The following is a 22,087-nucleotide window of genomic DNA, read 5'->3' as shown; positions in this document are numbered from 1 at the left end:
GTTCTCGCAGGTACGCGGCGGCGGCCTTGCGACGTCGCTCGGCCGGTCATCGTGGTGTTCATTCCCCTTGCCTGAGAAGTCGTTCCAGCTCCACCCCGGCCTCACTGCTTCCCGCGTCGGAGAGTCGTTGCAGTTCTCGTAGGTCGCGATTCGCGACGGCGCGGCGCGTCAACAGCCGCCCGGCGTGCTCGCTGCCCTCGTCGAGCAGTGCAGCGAGCGCGTCCCAATCGTCGCGAGCGTTGTAAAGGTCGGCGAGCCGGTCCAGCGCTGTCTCGTTTCCCTCATCCGCGAGTGCACGGAGAGTGTCTTCTTCGAAGTCGTGATCGGTCATGACATCAGCGTGCAGCCTTGCCCCAAGGGCAAGATCAAGCCCAGTATGGGGAGATGTTGACCATCGGGCAGCTCGCCGCCCACGCGGGAGTCACAGCCAAGGCCATCCGTGTCTACCACGCCAAAGGCATCTTGCCCGAGCCCGAGCGTGATGCCTCCGGATACCGGCGCTACGGTGCCCAAGCGATCATCGACCTGACTCGCATCGTGACCCTCGCCCAAGCAGGCGTCCCACTGGCTCGCATCCCCGGCACACTCGATGCCGATGCCGATCGATTTGGACAAGAGATTGCGCAGATCGAGAGTGAGCTGCGCACCCGCATCCGCGAGCTCGAGCAACGACGGGCACGACTGCGTCATCTCGACCAGCCCCATCGGCTCTGCTTGCCCCCTGAAGCCATCGAGTACATGGAGCGGGTGCGAGTCATCGGCCTGTCCGAACGTCACGAGCATGCCATCCGAGATGGCTTCATCCTCAGCTACGCCCTCGCTCCCGACATCACCCGCATCATCCTTCCTGCACGAACCGCGTTGCTGGACGACACCGAGTATGTCGCGGTGCTTCGGGCATATGACGACGCGATCGAATGGGCACCTGACGATCCTCGCCTCGAGAAGATCGCAGACGCGGCGGCGCGAATCGCCGAGCGCATGACGATGGTCTCCGATCTCCCCGACTTCGACCAGGTGTCGCCCGAGACCATCGATCTCCTCAGCGGGCACGTCGGCATCGAAAGCGCTGCATGGGACCGTCTCGACGAGCTCCTTCACGAACGCCTCGTCCCCGGTCGCGATGCTCCCACCACTGCAATCGGCGAGATGTGAAGGAGGCCCTCAGCCTCGTTCAACGTGTCACACGACCAACACCCGAGCGATCGCGGTCAGGCGTCGCGACCGGGGTGGGCCAGCAGGCTCTCGCCGGTGTCGGCCACGGTGTCGGCAACAGGGCGGGCGTGCCAGCCCAAGAGCCGCTCGGCCTTGGCGCTGGTCGCGGTGAAGTTCTGCCCGAGTTGGGGGCGCAGGGCCCGTAGCTGGGGGTTGACGACGCTGAGGGCGCGGGCGACGAAGAGGGGCAGCTCGCGGGTGGGCGCCTTGGCGGCGCGTTCGCCGAGGCGGTCGCGCAGCAGGTGGGCGATGTCGACGATGCGCAGGCTGTGGCCCGAGATCGCGAGGAAGCGTTCGCCGGCGGCGGCCGGATCGGTCATCGCGCGCAGGTGGAGGTCGGCGACATCGCGCACATCGACCCATCCGGTGGCGAACGGCGGGCAGGCCGGCATCACGCCGTCGAGCATGCCCCGGATCATCCGGAGCGTGGGCGGGTCGTCGGGGCCGACGAGGGGGCCGATGACGGTGGTCGGGTTCACGGCGGCGAGCTCGAGGCCGTCTCCCTCCTCGGCGATGAACGTCCAGGCGGCGCGTTCGGCGAGAGTCTTGGATCGCTGGTACGGCGCGATGTTCGCGTCGACGTCGGTCCAGTCCTCCTCGGTGAACGGTGCCTCTTGCGGCTTGTGGCCGTAGCCGACCGCGCCGTAGGCGCTGGTGAGCACGACGCGTTTCACGCCGGCGTCGCGGGCACGGCGGAGCACACGCAGCACGCCGTCGCGAGCGGCGGCGATCATCTGGGCTTCGGTGATGTCGGCTTCGCGCAGGGTGGGAGAGGCGACGTGGAGCACGTAATCCATTTCGGCCACGGCGTCATCCCATCCCGAGTCGCCGTTCAGGTCGGCCTCGACGATGCTCAGCCGGGAGTCGTCGAAGTCGGCGGCGGAATGGAGATGCCCACGCAGAGCGGCGCCGCGTGCGGTACTGCGGACGGTGACACGCACGTCGTGGCCGGCGTCGAGCAGATACAAGGTGCACCAGCTGGCGATGAAGCCGGAGCCGCCGGTGACGAGAACGTTGGCCATGGTGATCAGGCCGCCTTTCGTGGGCTGAGGTGAGGTGTGCGGCGGGCGGCGAGAAGGCCGGTGCCGAGGAGGAGGAGCAGAGCGCCGATGCGGGCGCCGGCGCCGGTGCGGAGGATGGTCTTCATCTGAGGGCCATCCCGGGAACGCGGGCGCGGATCGCGGCCATGGTCGCCTCGTCGGAGACGCCCTGGAAGTCGTACCGCGGAGTGTAGGGAGCGATCAGCGAGGTCACCTCGTCGTCGGTGAGCTCGACAGCGAGCGAGGCGATCGCGTCGTCGATCTGCTGAGTGGAGTTGGCTCCGACGAGCGGTGCGGTGACCACCGGCTGCCGGTGCAGCCAGGCGAGCGCGATGGTCGCCCGGCTCACGCCGTGTGCGGCCGCGACCTCGCCGACGGCGTCGATGATCGCGTGGTTGGACTCTTCCTCAGCGGGCGAGTAGAGCAGGTCGGCGTAGGCGCCGTCGCTCTCCGAGCGGGCGGTCGAACGCGCGTCGTCCCAGCCGCGGGACAAGCGGCCCCGAGCCAGCGGGCTCCAGATGACGGTGCCCACGCCTTCGTCGAGGCAGAGCGGGATCATCTCGCGTTCCTCTTCGCGGGCGAGCAGGTTGTAGTGATCCTGCATCGACACGAATCGGGCCCAGCCGTGCTGCTTCTGCAGGTTCAGGGCCTTCGCGAACTCCCACGCGAACATCGACGAGGCGCCGAGGTAGCGCACCTTCCCGGCCTTCACCAGGTCGCTCAGCGCTTCGAGCGTCTCCTCGAGCGGCGTGTCGTGGTCGTTGCGGTGCACCTGGTAGAGGTCGATGTAGTCGGTGCCGAGGCGTTCGAGCGAGTGGTCGACCTCGGTCATGATCGCCTTGCGCGAGAGTCCCTTTCCGTTGGGGCCGGGGCGCATCGGGTGGCGGAGCTTCGTGGCGATCACCACGTCGTCGCGGTTTGCGAAGTCCTTGAGCGCACGGCCGAGGATCTCCTCGCTCGACCCGTTCGAGTACATGTTCGCGGTGTCGAAGAAGTTGATGCCGGCATCCAGTGCGTGCTTGATGAGGGGCCGCGCCTCCTCCTCGCCCTTGGACCAGACAGGGTGGCCGCGGTCGGGTTCGCCGTAGGTCATCGCGCCGATCGCGATGGGTGACACGTCGAGTCCCGTCGTGCCGAGCTTGCGGTACTGCATGAAAACTCCTTAGATGGATCAGGTGGAGACTTCTCCGGTTGATGCGATCGACTGTAACGGAGAATTCTCCGGTTAGCAAGGAGAGATGATGGCCGACATTCGACGAGCGGATGCGCAGCGCAATCGGGCGCGCATCCTCGAGGTCGCGTACCCGGCTTTCGCCGACGATCCCGAGGTGTCGCTGAACGCGATCGCCAAGCTCGCCGGCGTCGGCCCGGGCACCCTCTACCGGCACTTCCCGACGCGGGAGGCGCTGGTGCTCGCGGTGTATCAGGAGGAGGTGGCGAACCTCGTCGCATCCGTCGACGACCTGCTCCGGGAGAACGAGCCGCTCGACGCCTTCCGGTCCTGGGCGCGCGCGCTCGCCGTGCACGCCCGCATGAAGCACGGATTGGGCGAGGCGCTCACCAGCGATGCCGCCCAGGCCGTGATCGGGGCGACCTGGGGGCCGGTCAGCCGCGCCATCGCGACCTTGCTCGAGGCGGCTGCCACCCGGGGTGACATCCGTGCCGGTATCGACCCGAACGACGTGATCCTGCTGCTCAGCTGTCTCTGGCGCGTCCCCGCCGGGGAGGCGGGCCTGATCCAAGCCGACCGATTGCTGGAGATGATCGTCGGCTCACTGCAGTGCGGCCCGGTTCCGGACCCGAGTGGGCGCTAGCGGATCTCGTAGGTTCCGTCGAGGCGGCTTCGGGCGACGACGTGTCCGGTCATGGCGCGAATGGTGTCATCGAGGGTGAAGGTGTCGGGGAGGTCGATCGGCTGGTCGAGGGCGAAGAGTTGGAAGGCATAGGTGTGGGGGCCGTGCGAGCGGATGGGGAGAGGCCCTGAGTAGCCGCGGCGGCCGAGCCCGCCTTTGCCGTGTCTGATTCCGGGGATGGGGCTGGGATCGGTGAGCCCGTGCTCCGGGATGCTGTGTGACGCCGGGTCGATGCCGAGGGCGAGGGCGTGGGTGGCGGGCCGGGAGAAGGGCACGTCGGGGTCTTGCGCGATGAGCACCAGCTCTCGCGTTTCCGACGGCGGTGCCGTCCATTCCAGGGCGGGTGAGATGTTCGGCCCGCGCAGCCGGCCGCGGTGTCGTTCGGGAATCGGTTCGCCGGGGCCGAATGCCGGGCTGGTGAGAGTGAAGGTCTCCGGTGCCCGGAGGTCGGGGTTCGCCCAGGCCAGCGTGTGGTGTCCGGCGCGTCGAGTGCGGAGGAGGAGACCGAGGGGATTGGCGGGCATGGTCGTGTTCGCTTCTTTCTAGGCCGGGGATGCCGTGCGGGTGGGGGTGCGGAGGGTGCGGTCGAAGACCGTGAAGGCGATCGCTACGAGACTGACGCCGATCATGATCAGGCCGATGGTGTGGACGCCTCCGTCGGTGGCATCGGTGTGGAAGACGATGCCGGTGATGGCGGAGGAGGCGATCGAGCCGAGGTATCCGAAGGTGCGGAAGAGGCCGGATGCGACCCCGAGCTGTTCGGGTGGCGCCTGGGTGTAGAGGGCGAGTTGGTTGCCGCTGGAGGCCGTGCCGAGCACGACGCCGAAGATCACCGTGATCAGCACGATCCACGCGACACCGGTGTCGGATGTGAGGAAGAGCACTCCTACGGAGCCGGCGAGGCTGGCGACAGCGGCGACGATCACCGGACCACGAATGAGGTTGCGGCGCGAGATCGGCACGATGACGATCCCGGAGATCACGCTCATCGGCAAGAGGAGCAATCCCGCGCTGAGGGCGGACATCCCGCGGGCCGCTTCCATCCATTGGGTGATGCCGTACATGACCACGTAGACGCACAGCGCGATCAGCGCGTAGCGCAGGTAGGTGCGGGTGAGGGCGCCGTTGCGCACGAGCAGACGCACGTCGAGGAAGGGTGACGTCGCGCGCAGTTCCCACAAGGTCAATGCGGCGAAGAGGAGAACGGCCGCGGCGAGCAGGAGCCAATTCGGAGCCTGGAGCGAGAACAGAAAACCGAGGAGTGCAGTCATCGCGAGGCCGAAGCCGGCGATGCCGATCAAGTCGATGCCGGTGAGCACTCCTTTGATGGTGCCAGGCGTCTGGGCGGCGGGGTCGCGGGGAATCCCGATGAGCGCGGCGGCCAGCGCGATCAGAGCCACCGGAACATTGATGAGGAAGACCCATCGCCACCCGGCGGTCTCGACAAGGACCCCGCCCATCGGAAGACCCAGGGCGGCTGTGGCGAGGCCGGCGATCTGAAGGCCGCCGAGTACGCTCCCGGGCGGTTTCGCCATTCCGGATGCCGCTGCTCGTCGCTGGATGAGCATCATCGCCGAGGGGTAGGCGCAGGAGGTGCCCAAGCCGATCAACACACGCGCGATCAACACCATCGAGAGGTTCTGTGCCACACCGCCGAGCGCGCCGCCGAGGAGCACCAGCATGATCCCGACGAGGAACACCCGCCGCGCGCCGACGACGGCGGCCACCTTTCCCGCCGTGGGCTGCGCGATCGCACTGGCGAGATACAACGCCGTCACAAGGGATGCCGTCTGGCCGATCGGCACCCCGAGGCCCGTGGCGATCGGTACGAGCGCGGTCGCGATCAGGGAACTGTTGATCGGGTTCAGCGCCGATCCGATGTACAGCGGTGCGGTGAACCGCCACGAGAACGGTTTGCCCGTCACGCCCGGCGCGTCGGCGGTGGTGGCTGATGACATGAGCTGCTCCGAAGAAGATGCTTCGTCGACCGGATGGATCGATATTTAGGTGTACTAAAGACTTTCTTTTAGGTAGACTAATCAACTATGGAAGCCAGGGCAAGTCGCGATCCGTCTGATGCCGCAGCGGGTTCCGGTCTCGGCGCTCAGGTGCGCTCGACGGTCGGGCGGCTGTATCGGCGATTCCGGAGCGAACGTCCGGAGGGGGCCCTCGGAGACGCGCCCTTGGATGTGCTCAACTGGCTGTACAAGAACGGCCCGCAGACCTTGACCCAGCTCAGCGAGTACGGTCAAGTCGCTCCCGCGTCGATGAGTCAGAGCGTGAATCGGCTCACCTCGGCGGGCTATGCCGTCCGCACCCCCGACCCGAGCGATCGCCGCAAGGTGCTATTTCGCACGACCGCCGAGGGCGCACGCCTCGCCCAGGCGACGCGGGCTCAACGCGACGCCTGGTTGGAGGCTCGGCTCAATGCTCTCAGCCCCGAGGATCAGCGCGCCATCGCACACGCCTGTTCGATACTCGGCGCGATCGCCGACGCCTGACCGTCAGCGCGGTCACGGCGGGCTCGCTCGCCCAGGCCCGGCTACCGGTGCGAGGGAGAGCCGCCGCGAAGCCGCGCCGTCACGCGGTGGGCGTGCTCGAGGAGGAGGCGGCCCAGTTCGGCCTGACGGTCGGGGCGGAAGCGCGACTCCACCCCGGTGAGGCTGAGCGCCCACCCGGGCCGGCCGGCGGCGTCGAACACGGCGGCGCCCATGCCCCAGCTGCCTTCGAGGACGAGGGCCGGGTTCACCGCATAGCCGGTCTCGCGAGTGAGGGCGATCCGCTCGCGCACGGCGGAGGCGGAGTGCTGCAGGCCCCAGCGCTCCTCGAGTGGCGAACCCGCGAGATAGGCGTCAATCTCGTCGTCGGGGAGGTAGGAGAGGAGGGCGAGCCCGGCCGAGGCCACGCCGAGCGGGAATCGCACGCCTTCGTAGAGCACGAACGACCGGATGGGAAAGCTGCCCTCCTCGCGCACGAGGCACACGGTCTCGGAACCGCGGCGGGCGGAGAAGAAGGCGCTCTCCCCGGTCTCGGCGGCCAGGGCCCGCACGCTCTCGCGGGCGGCCTCGGTGACGTCGTACCGGTCGGCGGCGAGGGAGCCGAGCAAATAGAGTTCCGGCCCGAGGAACCAGCGCGCGGCACCCGGGTCGTGGTCGACGAATCCCTCGGCCGCGAGCGAGGTGAGCAGGCGGTGGGCCGTGGGCCGGGTGAGCCCGGTCGCGTGCGCGACGGCGGCCGCGGACACGCCGCCCGGATGCTCGGCCACCACCTTGAGCACGCGACTCACCCGGGAGACCACCTGCGCTCCCGGTGTCGGATCAGCCATGTCGACGCATCCACTTGTCCATATTGTGAGCATAGCCGGATGTCGCGACCAGACTGCGAGCTTCTCGACCAGCAGCACGCTTCCCTGCTTTGACAGGCTCGCACGGCCCTCGTAGCGTCACCTTCAGGGCACCTGGTGACCACCACGTGGACACGGCGCCGAGCACGAGGGAGTGACATGTCGAAGCAGTGGGCCAGCGCGGCCGAAGCCATCCACGGAACCGTCACCGACGGCTCGGTGATCGCGGTGGGCGGCTTCGGGCTCTCCGGCAATCCGACCGATCTGATCGAGGCGCTCCGCGACACCGGCGCGCGCGACCTCACCATCGTCTCGAACAACATGGGCGTCGACGGCAAGGGTCTCGGCATCCTGCTCGAGAACAAGCAGGTGGCGAAGGTGATCGCCTCGTACGTGGGCGAGAACAAGCTCTTCGCCGAGCAGTACCTGAACGGCACCCTCGAGGTCGAGTTCGCCCCTCAGGGCACGCTCGCCGAGCGTCTCCGGGCCGGCGGGGCAGGCATCGCCGGCTTCTACACGAAGACCGGGGTCGGCACCCCGGTGGCCGAGGGCAAGCCGTCGGCCGAATTCGACGGCGAGACCTACGTGCTCGAACGCGGCATCCTCGCCGACCTGGCGCTCGTGCACGCCTGGCGCGCCGATGCCGAAGGCAACCTCGTCTACCGGCACACCGCCCGCAACTTCAACCCTCTGGTCGCGACCGCGAGCCACCTCACCATCGCCGAGGCCGAAGCGGTGGTCGACGGATGGCTCGACCCCAACACCATCGTCACCCCCGGCATCTACGTGCAGCGCCTCGTCACCGCGACCGCCCGCGAGAAGGACATCGAGCAGCGCACCACCCGGCCCCGCACCGCCGCGGTCGCCTGAACCGAAGGAGAACCCCATGGCCTGGACCCGCGACGAGATGGCCGCGATCGCCGCCTCCGAACTCCGCGACGGCGAGTACGTGAACCTCGGCATCGGCATCCCGACCCTGGTCGCGAATCACTTGCCGCCGGGCGTGAGCGTGACGCTGCAGAGCGAGAACGGACTGCTCGGCATGGGCCCCTTCCCCTTTGAAGGCGAGGAAGACGCCGACCTCATCAACGCGGGCAAGCAGACCGTCACCCTGCTGCCCGGCGCGAGCATCTTCGACTCGGCCACGAGCTTCGGCATGATCCGCGGCGGTCACGTCGGCAAAGCGGTGCTCGGCGCCCTGCAGGTGGCGGGCAACGGCGACCTCGCGAACTGGACCATCCCCGGCAAACTCGTCAAGGGCATGGGTGGCGCGATGGATCTGGTCGCCGGCACCCCCCGCGTCATCGTGCTCACCGACCACGTCTCCAAAGACGGCACGCCGAAGATCGTCGCCCGCTGCGACCTGCCGCTCACCGGTGCGGGGGTGGTGGACCGCATCATCAGCGATCTCGCCGTGTTCGACGTGGTCGACGGCGGCCTGGTGCTGCGTTCGCTGGCGCCCGGCGTTTCCCTCGACGAGGTGCGGGCGAAGACGGGGGCCGAGTTCTCCGTCGATCTCGACGAGAGCGTCGCCGGCGCTGTCGAGGCCTCCGCATGAGCGCGGTGATCGTGGGATATGCCCGCACGCCGTTCGTCAAGTACTGCGGACAGTTCGCCTCGGTGCCCGCCACCGAGCTCGGGGCCGCCGCCATCCGCGCCGCCCTCGCCCGGGCCGGCATCACGCCCGGCGAGGTCGGCTTCGTCTACGGCGGCCAGGTGCTGCAGGGCGGGGCCGGACAGAACCCGGCACGGCAGTCCGCCGTCGTGGCCGGCATCCCGCTCGCCACACCGGCGCTCACCCTCAACGCCGTGTGCCTCTCCGGCACCGAGGCGATCATCTCGGGGGCGCGCCTCATCGACGCCGGTGACGCGGATGTCGTCGTGGCCGTCGGTCAGGAATCGATGACCCTCGCCCCGCACGCCTGGTCGGGCTCCCGGGCCGGCAAGCGCTACGGCGCGATCGAGCTCGTCGACACCATGGACCACGACGGCCTCACCGACGCGTTCGAGCACCGCTCCATGGGCTCCTCCACCGAGGACCGGAATGCCGCGCTCGGGTTGACGCGTGCCGATCAGGACGCGTGGGCGGCCGCCTCGCACCAGCGCCTCGACGCCTCCACGGAATTCCTCGCCGGCGAGATCGAGCCCTTCGCGGTGCCCGGCCGCAAAGGCCCCACGATCGTGTCCGTCGACGACGGCCTCCGCGCCGACACCACCGTCGAATCGCTCGGCGCCCTCCGCCCGGCTTTCGGCGGCTCCGGCACCATCACCGCCGGCAATTCCTCGCAGCTCACGGATGGCGCCGCCGCCGTCGTGCTGATGAGCGAGACCGCCGCCGCGTCCCGCGGAATCCCGGCCCTCGCGCGCATCCTCGCCCACGCCTTCGTCGCGGGCCCCGACGTGTCCCTCCACGCCCAGCCCGCGAACGCGATCGCGGCCGCGCTCGCTCGCGCGGGCCGCGCGGTCGGCGACCTCGCCGCGGTCGAGATCAACGAGGCCTTCGCCGCCGTCGCGGTGCACTCCACCCGTCAGCTCGGCGTCGACCCGGCGATCGTGAACCCCCACGGCGGCGCGATCGCGCTCGGCCACCCGATCGGCGCCTCCGGCACCCGCATCGTCGGCCACCTCGCCCGCCGCCTCGCCAGTGTGGGCCCGGGCGCGCTCGGGGCCGCCGGCATCTGCGGGGGAGGCGGGCAGGGTGCCGCCGTCATCCTCGATTCATGCCGTCCTGTCTGAGCTAGAGCGTCTGCACGACGTCCCAGACCGCGAACGCCGACGCGAAGGAGACGACGTCCGCCGAAAGGTGGAGATCTGCTCCGGTGAGGGATTCGATCCGTCGTATTCGCTGATTCACCGTGTTGGGGTGCACGCGCAGTTCTCCCGCCGTCGCGATCCGATCCTGCGCGTGGTCGATATAGGTGCGAAGGGTGCCGAGCAGGTCAGAGCCCCGTGCTTCGTCGTAGTCCATCACAGGACCGAGGGTGTCGAGAGCGAACTCGCGGAGCACCGTGGGCTGGTCGGACTGCAGCAGCACGCCTACGATCCCGAGGCCCGCAGGAGTGACGCATTCGTCGCTGCGACCAGCCGAACCGGCGAGCGCCAACGCCCCCTTGGCCACGCGGAACGCCTCGGGGAGAGGTCGATCCCTGGTTCCCGATGTCGCGACGAGCACGTGCTCGGTGGGAAAGGCGGAACGCAACGAGTGCAGCATCGCCGCACCCGCGGACTCCCGTGCGGATACCGGCCACACCGCGACGATCAGGCCTTGCACCGCCGCCACCAATGGCCGGATGAGCACACCCCCCGAACCCGCCGAGGGCAGCGCGATCGCGGCAGCAGCCGAGAGCGCAGCCACTGTTCGGCGAGTCTGCGCAGCCGAGGTGTCGACCGCGCTGTCGAGTCCGGAAACACGTGCAACGGTCGCCACCCGCAGCGCATCGAGGTCGTAGCCCAGAGCGGCCGCCCGGCGCAGGGACCGTTCCGTCATCCCGAACAGCAGGACATCGGTGAGGACTTCGCCCTGGATGCGGTGCTCGGCCTCCAGGGCGGCGCGGATGCGCAGCACCTCGAGCGCGATGACGACGCGCGCGTGATCGACCGCGCGCGCGTCGATGGGGTCGAGGCCGTGTTCCGCGTCGGCGATTCGGAGCCTGCCGACCTCCTCGTTCCCCAGGGTCACCGGAAACTCGAGTCCGACGACGTCCGGAGGGAGGCCGGGGCCTGCGGAGAGCGGCCGGCCGGTCGGGTCGTCGAGTGCGACCGGCCTGCCGATGAGATCGGCGAGCGTGCGCACGACTCCGTCTATCCCTCCCGACTCGAGAGACACCCGGAGCAGCCGCCGGTGGATCTCCTCCGACTTGGCCAGCAGGTCGCGCTGCTGAAGCAGCGACGCGTTCACTCCACGGAGCTCATCGACGAGTGAAGCGCTGGTCAGCGCAGCTGCGGCGTGATTGGCCAGCAAGCTCAGGCGCTCGACCTCCTGAGCGCTGTAGACGTGGGTGCGGGAATGGTATCCGTTCAAGGTGCCGAGCACCCGCTCCGGCCCGACCAGGGGCACGCTGATCATCGACCGGTAACCCTGTTCCTGCGCGACTCCGCCCCATGGCTCGAATCCGCGCTCGACCTGGATGTCGGCCACGGTGACCGACTGGCCCGAGGAATACGCACGGCTCGACGGAGCCGTCGAGCCCACCGTGACAGGGCTCGAGCGGTTCACCCCGTCGACGTACTCACGGGAGAGCCCGCTCCACCCTTTGATCACCAGCGCAGTCTCCTGCGCGTTCGGAACCAGCAGGCCGCAGAAATCGAAGCCGAGGAGTTCGCGTGCGGTCTCGGCGACGAGGGTCAAGGCCTCGTCGACCGATCGCCCGTCGATGGCCACCCCACTCAGCTCGCGGAGTCGGCTCAGCCATGTCACGAGTTCGGAATCCACGCGGCAATGTCAGCACGCACATGGATGCATGTCAAGTGTGTGATCTTGAACATTGTCGGATGGAAGTGGGCTTGGCACACTGTTGAAACCTGAGTGGGGCGCTGCGGCCTTGCAGAGCGTCTCTCGGGATCATGCACGAGACCTGAGGAGCACGAAATGACCGACACCGCCGTCCGGACCCCGGCCGCCGACCAGGCGCCTGATGTCGCAGGATCCCAGGAATCCGCCACCCGCGAGATCCTCAACCCGTCGACCGGGCTCGTCATCCAGACCGTGCCGGAGCATTCGGCCGCAGACGTCGACCGCGCGGTCGCCACCGCCGTCGAGGCTTTCGAGAACGGACCATGGCCGGCCCTGCACGCGAGCGAGCGCTCGCGCATCCTGCTCCGGATCGCCGACGAGATCGAGGCCTCGACCGAGGAGCTCTATCGCCTCGAGGCCCTCAACAACGGCCGCCCGGTCACCGAGACCCGCGCCCAGCTGTCCCGGGTGCCGGAATGGTTCCGCTACAACGCCGGCCTCCTCGCCGCCCAACGCACCGCGGTGCTGCCTTCCGACGGCCCCTACCTCACCTACCAGCGCCGTGCCCCGCTGGGCGTCTGCGGCATCATCACCCCGTTCAATCACCCGATGCTCATCCTCGCCCGGAGCCTCTCCGCGGCGTTGGCGAACGGCAACGTCGTGGTCGTGAAACCCTCCGAACTCACGCCGCTCACCACGCTCGCGCTCCTGCCGATCCTCGCGAAGGCCGGGGTTCCGGATGGCGTCGTCCAGGTCGTCACCGGTGCCGCCGAGGCCGGTCGGCGCCTCACCGAGCACCCCGACATCGCGAAGATCACCCTCACCGGCGGCACGGAAACCGGCCGATCGGCCGCCGTCGCCACGGCCCGCCGATTCGCCCGCATGACGGCCGAGCTCGGCGGCAAGACACCCGTGATCGTCTTCGACGACGTCGAGGCCAAGGAAGCGGCCGAGGGTGCCGCGTTCTCCGCCTTCGTCGCCGCGGGCCAGTCCTGCGTGGCCGGCTCTCGCTTCCTCGTGCAGCGCGGCATCTACGACGAATTCGTCGAACACCTCACCGCGCGGGCGAAGGCGATCCGGGTCGGCGACCCGACGCATCCCGAGACGCAGATGGGCCCGCTGATCAGCGCCCGGCAACGCGACAAGGTCTCGGCCCTGGTGGAGTCAGGTCGCGAGGAGGGTGCAACGGTCACGGCCGGCGGCGGCGTGCCCGAGTTCGGCTCCGACGCCGCGACGGGCACGCCGGATGCCGCAGGCAGCGACGCCCTCCGCGGTGGCTACTTCTACGAGCCCACCGTGCTCGCCGACGCGAGCATGGACATGCGCGTCGCCCGCGAGGAGATCTTCGGCCCCGTCGCCGTCGTCATCCCCTTCGACGACGAGGAGCACGGCATCGCGATGGCCAATGACAACCCCTACGGCCTCGGCGCCGGCGTCTGGACACGGGATGTCGCCCGCGCTCATCGCGTCGCCGACCGCATCAAGGCCGGAATGGTCTGGATCAACGACCACCACCGCCTCGAGCCCTCACTCCCCTGGGGCGGAATCAAGGAGTCGGGCATCGGGAAGGATGCCGGGGTCGAGTCGTTCGACGAGTTCTCCTGGCTGAAGACCGTGGTCACCCGCATCGCGCCCGACTCCGTCGACTGGTACGGCGGCGCGGGCACGGAACGCCTCAACTGAGAAACCCGCACCACCTAAACGAAGGAGAGTACGTCGATGGTGACGCAGACTCGTAACACGCGCAACGAACTCCGTTCGGGTTGGCGCCAGGAGATCACGAAGGCGCAGTGGCTCGTGCTCACCGGCACCATGCTCGGCTGGGGACTCGACGGCTTCGCCGGCAGCCTCTACACCCTCGTGCTCGGGCCGGCCATGACCGAATTGCTTCCGCACAGCGGCATCGAGGTGAGCCCGGCCGCGATCGGGCTCTACGGCGGCCTGACCGTCGCCCTGTTCCTCGGTGGCTGGGCGCTCGGCGGCATCGTGTTCGGCGTGCTCGCCGACTATCTCGGGCGCACCCGCATCTTGGCCATCGGCATCCTGACCTACGCCGTGTTCACAGCGGCCGCCGCGTTCGCGGACACCTGGTGGCAGCTCGGCATCCTGCGCTTCATCGCCGGCCTCGGCTCGGGCGTCGAGGCGCCCGTGGGGGCCGCTCTCATCGCCGAGAGCTGGAAGAACCGGTACCGGGCCCGCGCGGGCGGTGTGATGATGTCGGGCTATGCGGCGGGATTCTTCGTGGCCGCGATCGTGTTCGCGCTCGCCGGCGGTTTGGGTTGGCGGTTCATGATGTTCCTCGCGGTCATCCCGGCCATACTGGTCTGGTTCATCCGCCGGTTCGTGAAGGAGCCCCCGGAGTCGGCCGAGGCCATCCGCGCCCGCCGGGAACGCAAGCGGGAGGGCCGAGCCCTCGCCCACGACGACTTCGTGTTGAAGCGCCTGTTCCGCAAGCCCCTGCTGCGACCCACCCTGGTCTGCACCGCGATCGCGACGGGGGCCCTGATCGCCTTCTGGAGCGTGACCACCTGGTACCCGCAGATCATCCGCCAGATGGGCGCCGCCGAGGACTGGGCACCGGATCTCATCGCCTCACGCGTGGCCCTCGCCTCCATCCTGTTCAACGCCGGCGGGATCGTGGGCTACGCGGCCTGGGGCTTCATCGCCGACAAGATCGGCCGGCGCCCCACCTTTCTCATCACCTTCGGCGTCGCGGCGGTGGCGATCGCATTCCTCTTCCCCTTCCAACGCGACTTCACCACCTACATGATCGTGATGCCGGTGCTCGGCTTCGCGCTGTTCGGCTCGCTCTCGGGGGCGTTCATCTACAGCCCCGAGGTCTTCCCGACCAGCGTCCGTGCCTCGGCGATCGCGTTCTGCAACAGCGTCGGCCGCTTCATCACGGCCGCCGGGCCGCTCGTGGCCGGCGTGATCGCGGCCTCGGCGTTCGGCGGCGACCTCGGCATCGCCACCGCGGTGATCTCGGCGATCGGCCTGATCGGTCTCGTCGGCGTCGCCTTCGCCCGCGAAACCAACGGCCGGGCGCTGCCGACCGACGAATCCCTCGCCGCATCCACCGGAAAGGCCTGATCCATGAACGACTCCTCCTCCCGCTACCGAGGCTCGCGCGCCCTGGTGATCGGCGGCTCGATCGGCGGCCTCACGGCGGCCCTGGTGCTGAAGGACCTGGGCTTCGAGGTCGACGTCTACGAGCGCACCGCCACCCCGTTGCACGGGCGCGGCAGCGGAATCGTGCTGCAACCCGACACCCTTCGCTGGTTCGTCGAGCGCAGTGACACCGACCCCACAGGCCTCTCGACCTCGACCTCGTGGGTGCAGTACCTCGACCGCGAGAATCGCGTCGTCTCGCGAGACGAACGACGTTGGGGCTACACCTCGTGGGGCACCTTCTACCGGGCGCTGCTCCACGACTTCGGCACCGAGCACTACCACCTGGGGGCGTACGCCTGCGGCTTCGACGACTCCGGCGAACGCGCGACCGTGCGCTTCGCCGACGGCAGCACCGAGACCGCCGATCTCGTGGTGTTCGCCGACGGCATCAACTCGCCGGCGCGTGAGCGCTTCGACCCGGATGCCGTGCCGTCGTACTCCGGCTACGTGGGATGGCGCGGCACGGTGCCGCTCCGCGACCTGAGCCCGGTCACGCGCCGGATGATGGGCGACTCGATCACCTACTCGGTGGCGCCGAACTCGCACATCACCCTCTACCCGATCCCGGGCGAAGAGGGGGTGGATGCGGAGCACCAGCTGATGAACTACGTCTGGTACCGAAACGTGCCCAAAGGCCCCGAGCTCACCGAACTCCTCACCGGAAAGAACGGGTTCGTGGGTGCAGTGTCGCTTCACCCCGGCCAGGTGCAGGACCGCTTCGTCGCCGAGATGCGCGAGACCGCCGTCGCCACGCTCGCGCCGGCCGCCGCCGAGGTGGTCCTGGCCACCGAGGAGCCGTACCTCCAGGTCGTGCTCGACGTGCGGTCGGACAGAATGGCGCTGCACCGAGCAGCCCTGATCGGCGATGCGGCTTGCAGCGCGCGCCCGCACGCGGCCGCCGGAACCGCGAAGGCCGCGGCCGACGCCTGGGCCCTCCGAGACGCGCTCCTCGCGGCCGACGGCGACATCCCGGCCGCACTCACCGCGTGGGAGCCGGGTCAGCTCGAACTCAGCCGTCAGCTACTCGACCGGGTGATGGAGATGGGGGACCGTTCGCAATTCCTCAACACCTGGCTGCCGGGCGACCCGTCGTTGCGCTTCGGGCTGTACGGTCCCGGCGTGCTGTATCCCGAAGACCGGCGGCCGGTTGTCGCCTGAGGCGCCCGATCCGCACCCCGACACCATTCCGAACGAACGGAGAATCACCATGAGCAACTTCCTCGCCGACCTGCCCCTCGCCGGCGCCTTGGTCGGAACCGATTTCGAAGGCTGGAGCGATGCACTCAAGCAGGAGTTCGCCGATCACGCCTTCGACGGCGCGGTGGGCTCACGTCTGCTCAGCGAGAACGACCGCGTGCGGGTGTGGGAGATCCGGCTCGCACCGGGAGAGCGCTGGCACGCGCACCGTCACGTGCTGGACTACTTCTGGACGGCGGTCAACGCCGGTACGAGCCGGCAGCACACCTTCGACGGCACCACCCGCGACGTCGCGTACGATGCGGGGGAGACCCGCCACTTCCACTTCGGACCGGGAGAATACCTTTTGCACGACATCGAGAACGTCGGCGAGACCGACCTGGTGTTCACCACCGTCGAGCACCTCGACAGCGACAACGGCGCGTTGCCGCTGTGAGCTGGGAACTGCGCCGCGGTCCGATCGACGTGCACGCCCACTGGCTGCCGCGCGAACTCTTCGGGTTGCCGCCGGGCGCTCCGTTCGGCGGAATCGCCGACCGCGACGGGCGGATGTTCATCGGCGACACGCCTCTCTCGATCGACACCCGTCTGATGAGCGATGTCGGCGCCATCCGCGCCGACATGGAGCGGGCCGGAGTCGGCGCACGGGTGCTCTCGGCACCGCCGTTCGCGTTCGCGCTCGGCACCGCGGAGGGAACGACCGACTACGTCGAATCGTTCAACGCCCAACTCACGCAGGTCGTCGCCGACGGCGAGGGATGGTTCGCCGGTTTCGGCTGTGTCAGCCTCGCCGATCCGGATGCCGCGGGCCGGCAGCTGCAGGAGCTCGCGGCCACTCCGGGCATCCTGGGCGTCGCCATCCCACCGCTGCTCGGGGCCGGCTCGCTCGATTCGGAGCCGCTCGAGGGCGTGCTGCGCCGGGCCTCCGCGCTCGGGCTCGCGGTGCTCGTGCACCCGATGCAGCTGCCGTCGCCTTCGCTCGCGAAGCACTACCTGGTCAACCTCATCGGCAACCCTGTCGAGTCGGCGACGGCGATCGCATCGGTGCTGCTCGGCGGTGTGCTCGAGCGCATCCCGGAATTGCGCATCTGCTTCGTTCACGGCGGCGGCTGCGCGCCCGACCTGCTCGGTCGCTGGAGTCACGCCTGGCATGCCCGCCCCGACGTCTCGGCAGGTTCCGGCGTGCCTCCCGAGGAGGCTTTCCGCTCGCTCTGGCTCGACACCGTGACGCACGACGCCGATGCTTTCGACCTCCTTGCGAAGAAGGCCGGTGCGGGTCGTGTGCTGCTCGGCAGCGACTACCCCTTCGACATGGCTGACCCCGACCCCGTGGTGCACGCGATCGAGCGGGGCCTGAGCGCTGAGAGCCTCGACCACGACGCGCGCGGCTTTCTCGGACTCGACGCACCCCACCAGGATGCCGCCTAGCCGCCAATGGTCTCGGTGTGGGTGTTGTGATCTGAGGCGAGCGCGGCCTGCTGGCCGGACCGAATGGTCTGAGGAGCGAGAAACGTCGTAGGCCGAATCCGCGCAGATCGGGAACAACCACATCGGTTCCGCTTGCCGCGAGCAGAGAGGCTACGTCGTCGTAGCAGCGAGGATCGTGGGGGAATCGGTCCGCTCGGGCCGGTGCACGGTCCGAGCGCCGTGACACCGGGACGGTCACGCCTCAGGCTCCCACGATCCACCTCTCGCACCCCGTTCAGCCCTGGAGGCGCCGCTCGCCGAGCAGCTGCTTCGAGACGCGGAAGGTCTCGGGTGCGAACACGGCTACCGCGGAGGAGATCAGCGATGCCGCCCCGCAGAGCACGATGGCGGGCAGCCAGTTCGTGCCGCCGGCCCCCAGCCCCTGGGCCACCGCCGGCGCGAATCCCGCGAGCAGGATTCCGAGCATCAACCCCACGGCCATTCCCGTGTAGCGGCACCGGGCCGGGAACTGCTCGGGGTACCAGGTCGCCCCCACCGTGATCGGGATGCAGTAGAAGACGCCGATTCCGACGATTCCGCTGAGATAGATCATCGGGATGTCGCCGGCATCGATTGCGATGAAGAGAAGGGTGATGAACACGCTCGCCCCGAGCGATCCGATGATGAACAGCGGGCGCCGGCCGAATCGGTCGGAGAGCCGGCCGGAGACCGGCGCCATCACGACGGCGACGAGGTTCCCCAATGAGACGACGGCGAGCATCACGGCGCTCGGAACGCCGTTCTGCGTGCCGTAGGCCAGGGCGAACACGTTGAAGATGGTGCCGACGATGTTGATGGTGCTGAGGAACAGCACCCGGATCGTCGTGCGCCAGTGATCCTTCAGCAGGACCGCGATGGGAAGCTTCGCGCGGGTGCCTTCTGCTTGCATCTCGGTGAAGGTGTCGGGCTCGTCGAGCTTGCGACGGAGCAGGTAGGCGATGATCGTCAGAACGCCGCTGGCGAGGAACGGGATGCGCCAGCCCCAGCTGAACAGCGCCTCCTCCGGCAGCAGGGCCACCGGTATGAACACGAGACTGCCGAGTGCGATGCCGAACTGCATCCCGCTCATCGTGAAACTCGTGTACCAGGCGCGATGGCGATCCGGGGCGTGCTCGACGGTGAGGGAGGTCGAGCCCGGCGACTCGCCACCCGCAGAGAGCCCCTGCAGCAGTCGCAGCAGCACCAGCAGAACGGGTGCCACCCAGCCGATGGTCGCGAAGGTCGGCAGCAATCCGATGCAGAACGTCGCCACACCCATCAGGGCGATGGTGAGCACGAGGGCGAGCCGGCGGCCGAATCGGTCACCGATGTGGCCCCAGAGCACGGCTCCGAGCGGGCGCACCACGTAGGCGACGCCGAAGGTCGCGATGGAGAGCAGTGTGCCGGCAGCGCCCGTCTCCGCGAAGAAGAGCTGGCCGAAGATGAGGGCCGAGGCGGAGCCGTAGATGAGGAAGTCGTAGTACTCGAGTGCGCTGCCGAAGAAGCCCGAGACGGCGGCACGCCGCACGCGGCGGCGCGAAGCCGAATCGGTGCCGGCCTGGGTGGTGGCGATGGTGGTCATGAGGTCTCCGAGAGAAGGGTCTGCGCCGCTCGAGAGCGCGCGGCCGGAAGGGTGATGGGAGGGAGGCGGATCTCCTGCGGGCCCGCTGTCGAGTCGAAGCCCACGGCGTAGAGCCCGTCGGCGAGCCCGTTGTAGCGGATGTCGAGACCGAGTTCGGCCGGATCGAGTTCGCCGAGCCAGGAGCGCAGCGATGCCTCCGAGCCGCCGAGCTCGATCGAGGTCACGCCGAGGCCGACGACGTCGCCGGTTCCGGGCTGAGGAGGAAGGATGCTCGAGTGGTTCTCGAGACCCTCGACGTAGTAGATGTTCGGCTTGCCTTTCAGCCACGAGTTGAGGAAGTCGGGGGCGTGCGCGGCCCGGCCTCGCTTCTGGCCGGGCACCATGAGTGCTTTGCCGCCCGCGATCTCCGCCGAGACCTCGACGCCGCGGTGCGCGGCGAAGGCTTCGATCTCGGTGAGTTCATCGCTGCGCAGGCACAGTCCGGCAAAGCAGTCGCCGGAGTCGGTCTGCCGCTCGAGTTCGAGCGCGACCGGATCGCGCTCGAGGATCATCCGGTGATCGACGATGCTCTCGATCTCGAGGTACACGCCCCCGCCGAGCGAGATGATCTTCTGTCCGAGTCCCAGCCCCGGGAAGTAGCCGCCGTCGGCGCTGCCGATGCCGGTCAGCCGGCTGAGCTCGATGGTGGTCCGGTAGAGATTTCCGGACCAGATGGCGATGTGGTCGAGTGCGATCATCCATGCTCCTCACGGCAGCGGAAGTCGCGGGATTCCGGCACGTGGCCGACCTCGAGCACTCGAGGGCGCCGTCGCCCGGAACCTCGGACTTATTACAAATTCGAAGTTATATCGGGCACATTACCAGCAAGGGCGCTATTTGTTTCAAATTTGTAAAACTCGAGAGGAGGTCGATCGATCAGGGATCGATCCCGCCCGGTGCATGGTCGGGAAGGATCCCGCCGGTCTCCTCGCCCCGGAGGTGCAGCTGTAGAGCGCCGAGGGCTCGGTGGGTGGCCTCGACCTGACTGCGTGTGAGGGGTTCGATCGTCGCAGCGCGGATCATGTCGTTCTGGGCCTGTGACACGTCGCGGAGGAGTTGCCGGCCGGCGTCGGTGATGCGAGCCAGGACTCCACGCTCGTCGCCCGGGGCGACGACGCGCTCCACCAGAGACGCCTTCTCCAGCTGTGCCACCTGATAGGTCAGGGCGCTCGGAGTGCTGACGAGTTTGTTGGCGAGCTCCGTCATGCGAATCTCGCCCCCGGCGTTGCGCAATCGGATCAGCACCTCGTATTGCGTGTACTTGATTCCGGTGTGCTCTCGTGTGGCACGGTCGGCGCGTCGCTCGAGGAGCTTTCCCACATCGATCAGCCTCTCGAAGAGCGCGAGCTCCGTGGAATCGAGTTTCTCGGACATCCGCACTCACCTCCCGATCGACGAACCATCAGACATGGTATCCAATGGGTGTCGGGTATCGACCGGGCCCTGCTGCGCCCAGCTGCGCAATCGGTTCGGTTCGGCCGTCTCAGCTCGCGGTCTGCCGTGCTGCGCTACCGCCCGGGCATCGGCCACCCGGTGTAGCCCTCGGCGAGGTAGGCCCGCCCCGCCTCCGACTCCACCACCGACCGCAGCTCGCCGAGCTGGCGGCGGCGGTCGAAGTCGCTCGCACCCGGCGCGACGTGGAGCATGTTCGTCATCCACCACGAGAAGTGCTGCGCCTTCCAGATGCGCGACAGGGCGCGCTCCTCGAAGCTGTCGAGCGGACGTTCGTCGGAGACGCCGAACAGTGCTTCGAGCGCATCGGCGAGCAGCACGACGTCGGCGATGGCGAGATTCATGCCCTTCGCCCCTGTGGGAGGCACGGTGTGCGCGGCATCGCCCACGAGTGCGGTGCGGCCGGCCCGCAGCCGACGCGCCACGGAGCTGCGGAAGCGCAACACGTCGCGTTGGAAGATCGGGCCCTCGTGCAGCTCCGTGCCCGGCACGCGGGACTGCAGGGTGCGCCAGATCTCCGCGTCGTCGAGGGCCGCCGGATCGGTGTCGGGATCGCACTGGAAGTACATCCGCTGCACCTCGGGGCTGCGCTGGCTGATCAGAGCGAAACCCTCGGCCGAGTTGCTGTAGATGAGCTCGTCGGCACTCGGGGGAGCTTCGCAGAGGATGCCGAACCAGGCGAACGGGTACTCGCGGAAATACCCGCCGTCGCGCGCTCCGCTCACCGTCGCGCGCACGACGCTGCGCGATCCGTCGGCGCCCACCACGAACCCTGCGACGATCTCGAGGGGCTCGCCCTCCGCATCCGTCGCGAGCACCCGCGGCGACTCGCTCTCGGCGTCGTCGACCCGATCGGCCGTGACTCCGAAACGGATGTCCTGCCCGAGCGAGAGGCGGAGCGCCAGCAGGTCCTTCAGCACTTCGTGCTGCGGGTGGAGCCAGACGCTGCGGCCGACCAGTGCGGAGAAGTCGATGCGATGCCCTTCTCCGTCGAAGCGCAACTCGATGCCGTCATGGCGCTGACCCACCGTGTCGACCCGGGTGGCGGGATCGATGCGTCGCAGCAGCTCGACGGTGTTCTGCTCCAGGATGCCGGCCCGGATGGTGGACTCGATCTCCTCACGGGTGCGCCGGTCGATCACGATCGACTCGATGCCCGCTTCTGCCAGCAGATGGGAGAGTACGAGGCCCGCGGGTCCGGCGCCCACGATGGCGACCTGGGTGTGGACGGTGGTGCTCATGGCGTCTCCTTCGACGGTGCATCGGTGCATCGGTGCATCGGTGCGTCGGTACGCC

At 68.7% G+C, this 22,087-nt stretch carries 22 protein-coding genes; 11 read left to right on the top strand and 11 right to left on the bottom strand.

From position 1 onward, the window contains the following. Nucleotides 1–58: 58 nt before the first annotated feature. The gene (locus BLW00_RS04070; RefSeq protein ID WP_092549529.1) at nucleotides 59–331 is read right to left on the bottom strand and encodes a hypothetical protein; all 273 of its coding nucleotides are present in this window, start codon (nucleotides 329–331) and stop codon (nucleotides 59–61) included. 53 nt (nucleotides 332–384) lie between these two features. On the opposite strand from BLW00_RS04070, the gene BLW00_RS04065 reads away from it, so the two are divergent. Continuing rightward, nucleotides 385–1,155 (top strand): MerR family transcriptional regulator, encoded by a 771-nt coding sequence (locus tag BLW00_RS04065; RefSeq protein ID WP_092549526.1) that lies wholly within the window; start codon nucleotides 385–387, stop codon nucleotides 1,153–1,155. A gap of 56 nt (nucleotides 1,156–1,211) precedes the next feature. Here BLW00_RS04065 and BLW00_RS04060 read toward each other — a convergent pair whose 3' ends face one another. Continuing rightward, on the bottom strand, nucleotides 1,212–2,237 hold the full coding sequence (locus tag BLW00_RS04060) for an SDR family oxidoreductase (protein WP_092549523.1): 1,026 nt from the start codon (nucleotides 2,235–2,237) through the stop codon (nucleotides 1,212–1,214). A gap of 121 nt (nucleotides 2,238–2,358) precedes the next feature. Next, nucleotides 2,359–3,408 (bottom strand): aldo/keto reductase, encoded by a 1,050-nt coding sequence (locus tag BLW00_RS04055; protein ID WP_092549520.1) that lies wholly within the window; start codon nucleotides 3,406–3,408, stop codon nucleotides 2,359–2,361. An 88-nt stretch (nucleotides 3,409–3,496) separates the two neighbouring features. Between BLW00_RS04055 and BLW00_RS04050 the strand changes: the two genes are divergently transcribed. Then, the gene (locus tag BLW00_RS04050) at nucleotides 3,497–4,069 is read left to right on the top strand and encodes a TetR/AcrR family transcriptional regulator (protein WP_092551942.1); all 573 of its coding nucleotides are present in this window, start codon (nucleotides 3,497–3,499) and stop codon (nucleotides 4,067–4,069) included. Here the strand turns inward: BLW00_RS04050 and BLW00_RS04045 are convergent. Together BLW00_RS04045 and BLW00_RS04040 are read right to left on the bottom strand one after the other, a co-directional pair. Continuing rightward, a complete protein-coding gene (locus tag BLW00_RS04045; RefSeq protein WP_092549517.1) occupies nucleotides 4,066–4,632 on the bottom strand; it encodes a YbhB/YbcL family Raf kinase inhibitor-like protein in 567 nt (188 codons plus the stop codon). The two genes, BLW00_RS04050 and BLW00_RS04045, sit on opposite strands and share 4 nt — an antisense overlap. Before the next feature lie 18 nt (nucleotides 4,633–4,650). After that, a complete protein-coding gene (locus BLW00_RS04040) occupies nucleotides 4,651–6,066 on the bottom strand; it encodes an MFS transporter (RefSeq protein WP_092549514.1) in 1,416 nt (471 codons plus the stop codon). 87 nt (nucleotides 6,067–6,153) lie between these two features. Between BLW00_RS04040 and BLW00_RS04035 the strand changes: the two genes are divergently transcribed. Then, the gene (locus BLW00_RS04035; protein WP_092549511.1) at nucleotides 6,154–6,609 is read left to right on the top strand and encodes a MarR family winged helix-turn-helix transcriptional regulator; all 456 of its coding nucleotides are present in this window, start codon (nucleotides 6,154–6,156) and stop codon (nucleotides 6,607–6,609) included. A gap of 41 nt (nucleotides 6,610–6,650) precedes the next feature. On the opposite strand, the gene BLW00_RS04030 is transcribed toward BLW00_RS04035, so the two are convergent. Then, nucleotides 6,651–7,433 (bottom strand): IclR family transcriptional regulator, encoded by a 783-nt coding sequence (locus BLW00_RS04030; RefSeq protein WP_092549508.1) that lies wholly within the window; start codon nucleotides 7,431–7,433, stop codon nucleotides 6,651–6,653. Between the two features lie 177 nt (nucleotides 7,434–7,610). Between BLW00_RS04030 and BLW00_RS04025 the strand changes: the two genes are divergently transcribed. The 3 genes from BLW00_RS04025 to BLW00_RS04015 are packed head-to-tail and all read left to right on the top strand — an operon-like array spanning nucleotide 7,611 to nucleotide 10,187. Beyond that, nucleotides 7,611–8,321: a CoA transferase subunit A gene (locus BLW00_RS04025; protein WP_092549505.1), complete on the top strand. Its 711-nt coding sequence runs from the start codon at nucleotides 7,611–7,613 to the stop codon at nucleotides 8,319–8,321. Between the two features lie 16 nt (nucleotides 8,322–8,337). Then, nucleotides 8,338–9,009, top strand: coding sequence for a CoA transferase subunit B (locus BLW00_RS04020; RefSeq protein WP_092549502.1), 672 nt, complete (start codon nucleotides 8,338–8,340; stop codon nucleotides 9,007–9,009). Continuing rightward, nucleotides 9,006–10,187 carry an acetyl-CoA C-acyltransferase gene (locus tag BLW00_RS04015; protein WP_092549499.1) on the top strand — a complete coding sequence of 394 codons (1,182 nt, stop codon included), beginning with the start codon at nucleotides 9,006–9,008 and terminating at the stop codon, nucleotides 10,185–10,187. The genes BLW00_RS04020 and BLW00_RS04015 overlap by 4 nt, the downstream gene beginning before the upstream one ends. A 1-nt stretch (nucleotide 10,188) precedes the next feature. Here the strand turns inward: BLW00_RS04015 and BLW00_RS04010 are convergent, their stop codons facing one another. Beyond that, nucleotides 10,189–11,868, bottom strand: a complete 1,680-nt coding sequence (locus BLW00_RS04010) for a helix-turn-helix domain-containing protein (protein ID WP_217634277.1) — start codon at nucleotides 11,866–11,868, stop codon at nucleotides 10,189–10,191. Between the two features lie 171 nt (nucleotides 11,869–12,039). Between BLW00_RS04010 and BLW00_RS04005 the strand changes: the two genes are divergently transcribed. The 5 genes from BLW00_RS04005 to BLW00_RS03985 are packed head-to-tail and all read left to right on the top strand — an operon-like array spanning nucleotide 12,040 to nucleotide 17,700. After that, the gene (locus tag BLW00_RS04005) at nucleotides 12,040–13,587 is read left to right on the top strand and encodes an aldehyde dehydrogenase (RefSeq protein WP_092549493.1); all 1,548 of its coding nucleotides are present in this window, start codon (nucleotides 12,040–12,042) and stop codon (nucleotides 13,585–13,587) included. Between the two features lie 36 nt (nucleotides 13,588–13,623). Then, nucleotides 13,624–14,994 carry an MFS transporter gene (locus BLW00_RS04000; RefSeq protein ID WP_092549490.1) on the top strand — a complete coding sequence of 457 codons (1,371 nt, stop codon included), beginning with the start codon at nucleotides 13,624–13,626 and terminating at the stop codon, nucleotides 14,992–14,994. A gap of 3 nt (nucleotides 14,995–14,997) precedes the next feature. Continuing rightward, a complete protein-coding gene (locus BLW00_RS03995; RefSeq protein WP_092549487.1) occupies nucleotides 14,998–16,233 on the top strand; it encodes an FAD binding domain-containing protein in 1,236 nt (411 codons plus the stop codon). A gap of 49 nt (nucleotides 16,234–16,282) precedes the next feature. Further along, nucleotides 16,283–16,708, top strand: coding sequence for a cupin domain-containing protein (locus tag BLW00_RS03990; protein WP_217634276.1), 426 nt, complete (start codon nucleotides 16,283–16,285; stop codon nucleotides 16,706–16,708). Then, on the top strand, nucleotides 16,705–17,700 hold the full coding sequence (locus BLW00_RS03985; RefSeq protein ID WP_092549484.1) for an amidohydrolase family protein: 996 nt from the start codon (nucleotides 16,705–16,707) through the stop codon (nucleotides 17,698–17,700). The genes BLW00_RS03990 and BLW00_RS03985 overlap by 4 nt, the downstream gene beginning before the upstream one ends. A gap of 274 nt (nucleotides 17,701–17,974) precedes the next feature. Here the strand turns inward: BLW00_RS03985 and BLW00_RS03980 are convergent, their stop codons facing one another. The 4 genes from BLW00_RS03980 to BLW00_RS03965 form a co-directional block, all read right to left on the bottom strand. After that, a complete protein-coding gene (locus BLW00_RS03980; RefSeq protein ID WP_092549481.1) occupies nucleotides 17,975–19,300 on the bottom strand; it encodes an MFS transporter in 1,326 nt (441 codons plus the stop codon). Continuing rightward, on the bottom strand, nucleotides 19,297–20,037 hold the full coding sequence (locus BLW00_RS03975) for a VOC family protein (RefSeq protein WP_092549478.1): 741 nt from the start codon (nucleotides 20,035–20,037) through the stop codon (nucleotides 19,297–19,299). Before BLW00_RS03975 ends, BLW00_RS03980 begins: the two co-directional genes overlap by 4 nt. 178 nt (nucleotides 20,038–20,215) lie before the next feature. Then, nucleotides 20,216–20,713: a MarR family winged helix-turn-helix transcriptional regulator gene (locus BLW00_RS03970; protein ID WP_092549475.1), complete on the bottom strand. Its 498-nt coding sequence runs from the start codon at nucleotides 20,711–20,713 to the stop codon at nucleotides 20,216–20,218. A 134-nt stretch (nucleotides 20,714–20,847) separates the two neighbouring features. Continuing rightward, nucleotides 20,848–22,032: a 4-hydroxybenzoate 3-monooxygenase gene (locus BLW00_RS03965; RefSeq protein WP_092551936.1), complete on the bottom strand. Its 1,185-nt coding sequence runs from the start codon at nucleotides 22,030–22,032 to the stop codon at nucleotides 20,848–20,850. Between the last annotated feature and the right edge of the window lie 55 nt (nucleotides 22,033–22,087).

This window comes from Herbiconiux ginsengi (assembly GCF_900107435.1).
Classification (GTDB): Bacteria; Actinomycetota; Actinomycetes; order Actinomycetales; family Microbacteriaceae; genus Herbiconiux; species Herbiconiux ginsengi.
The sequence above is the reverse complement of the archived record's forward strand: the minus strand, read 5'-3'. Positions and strand labels throughout refer to the sequence as shown.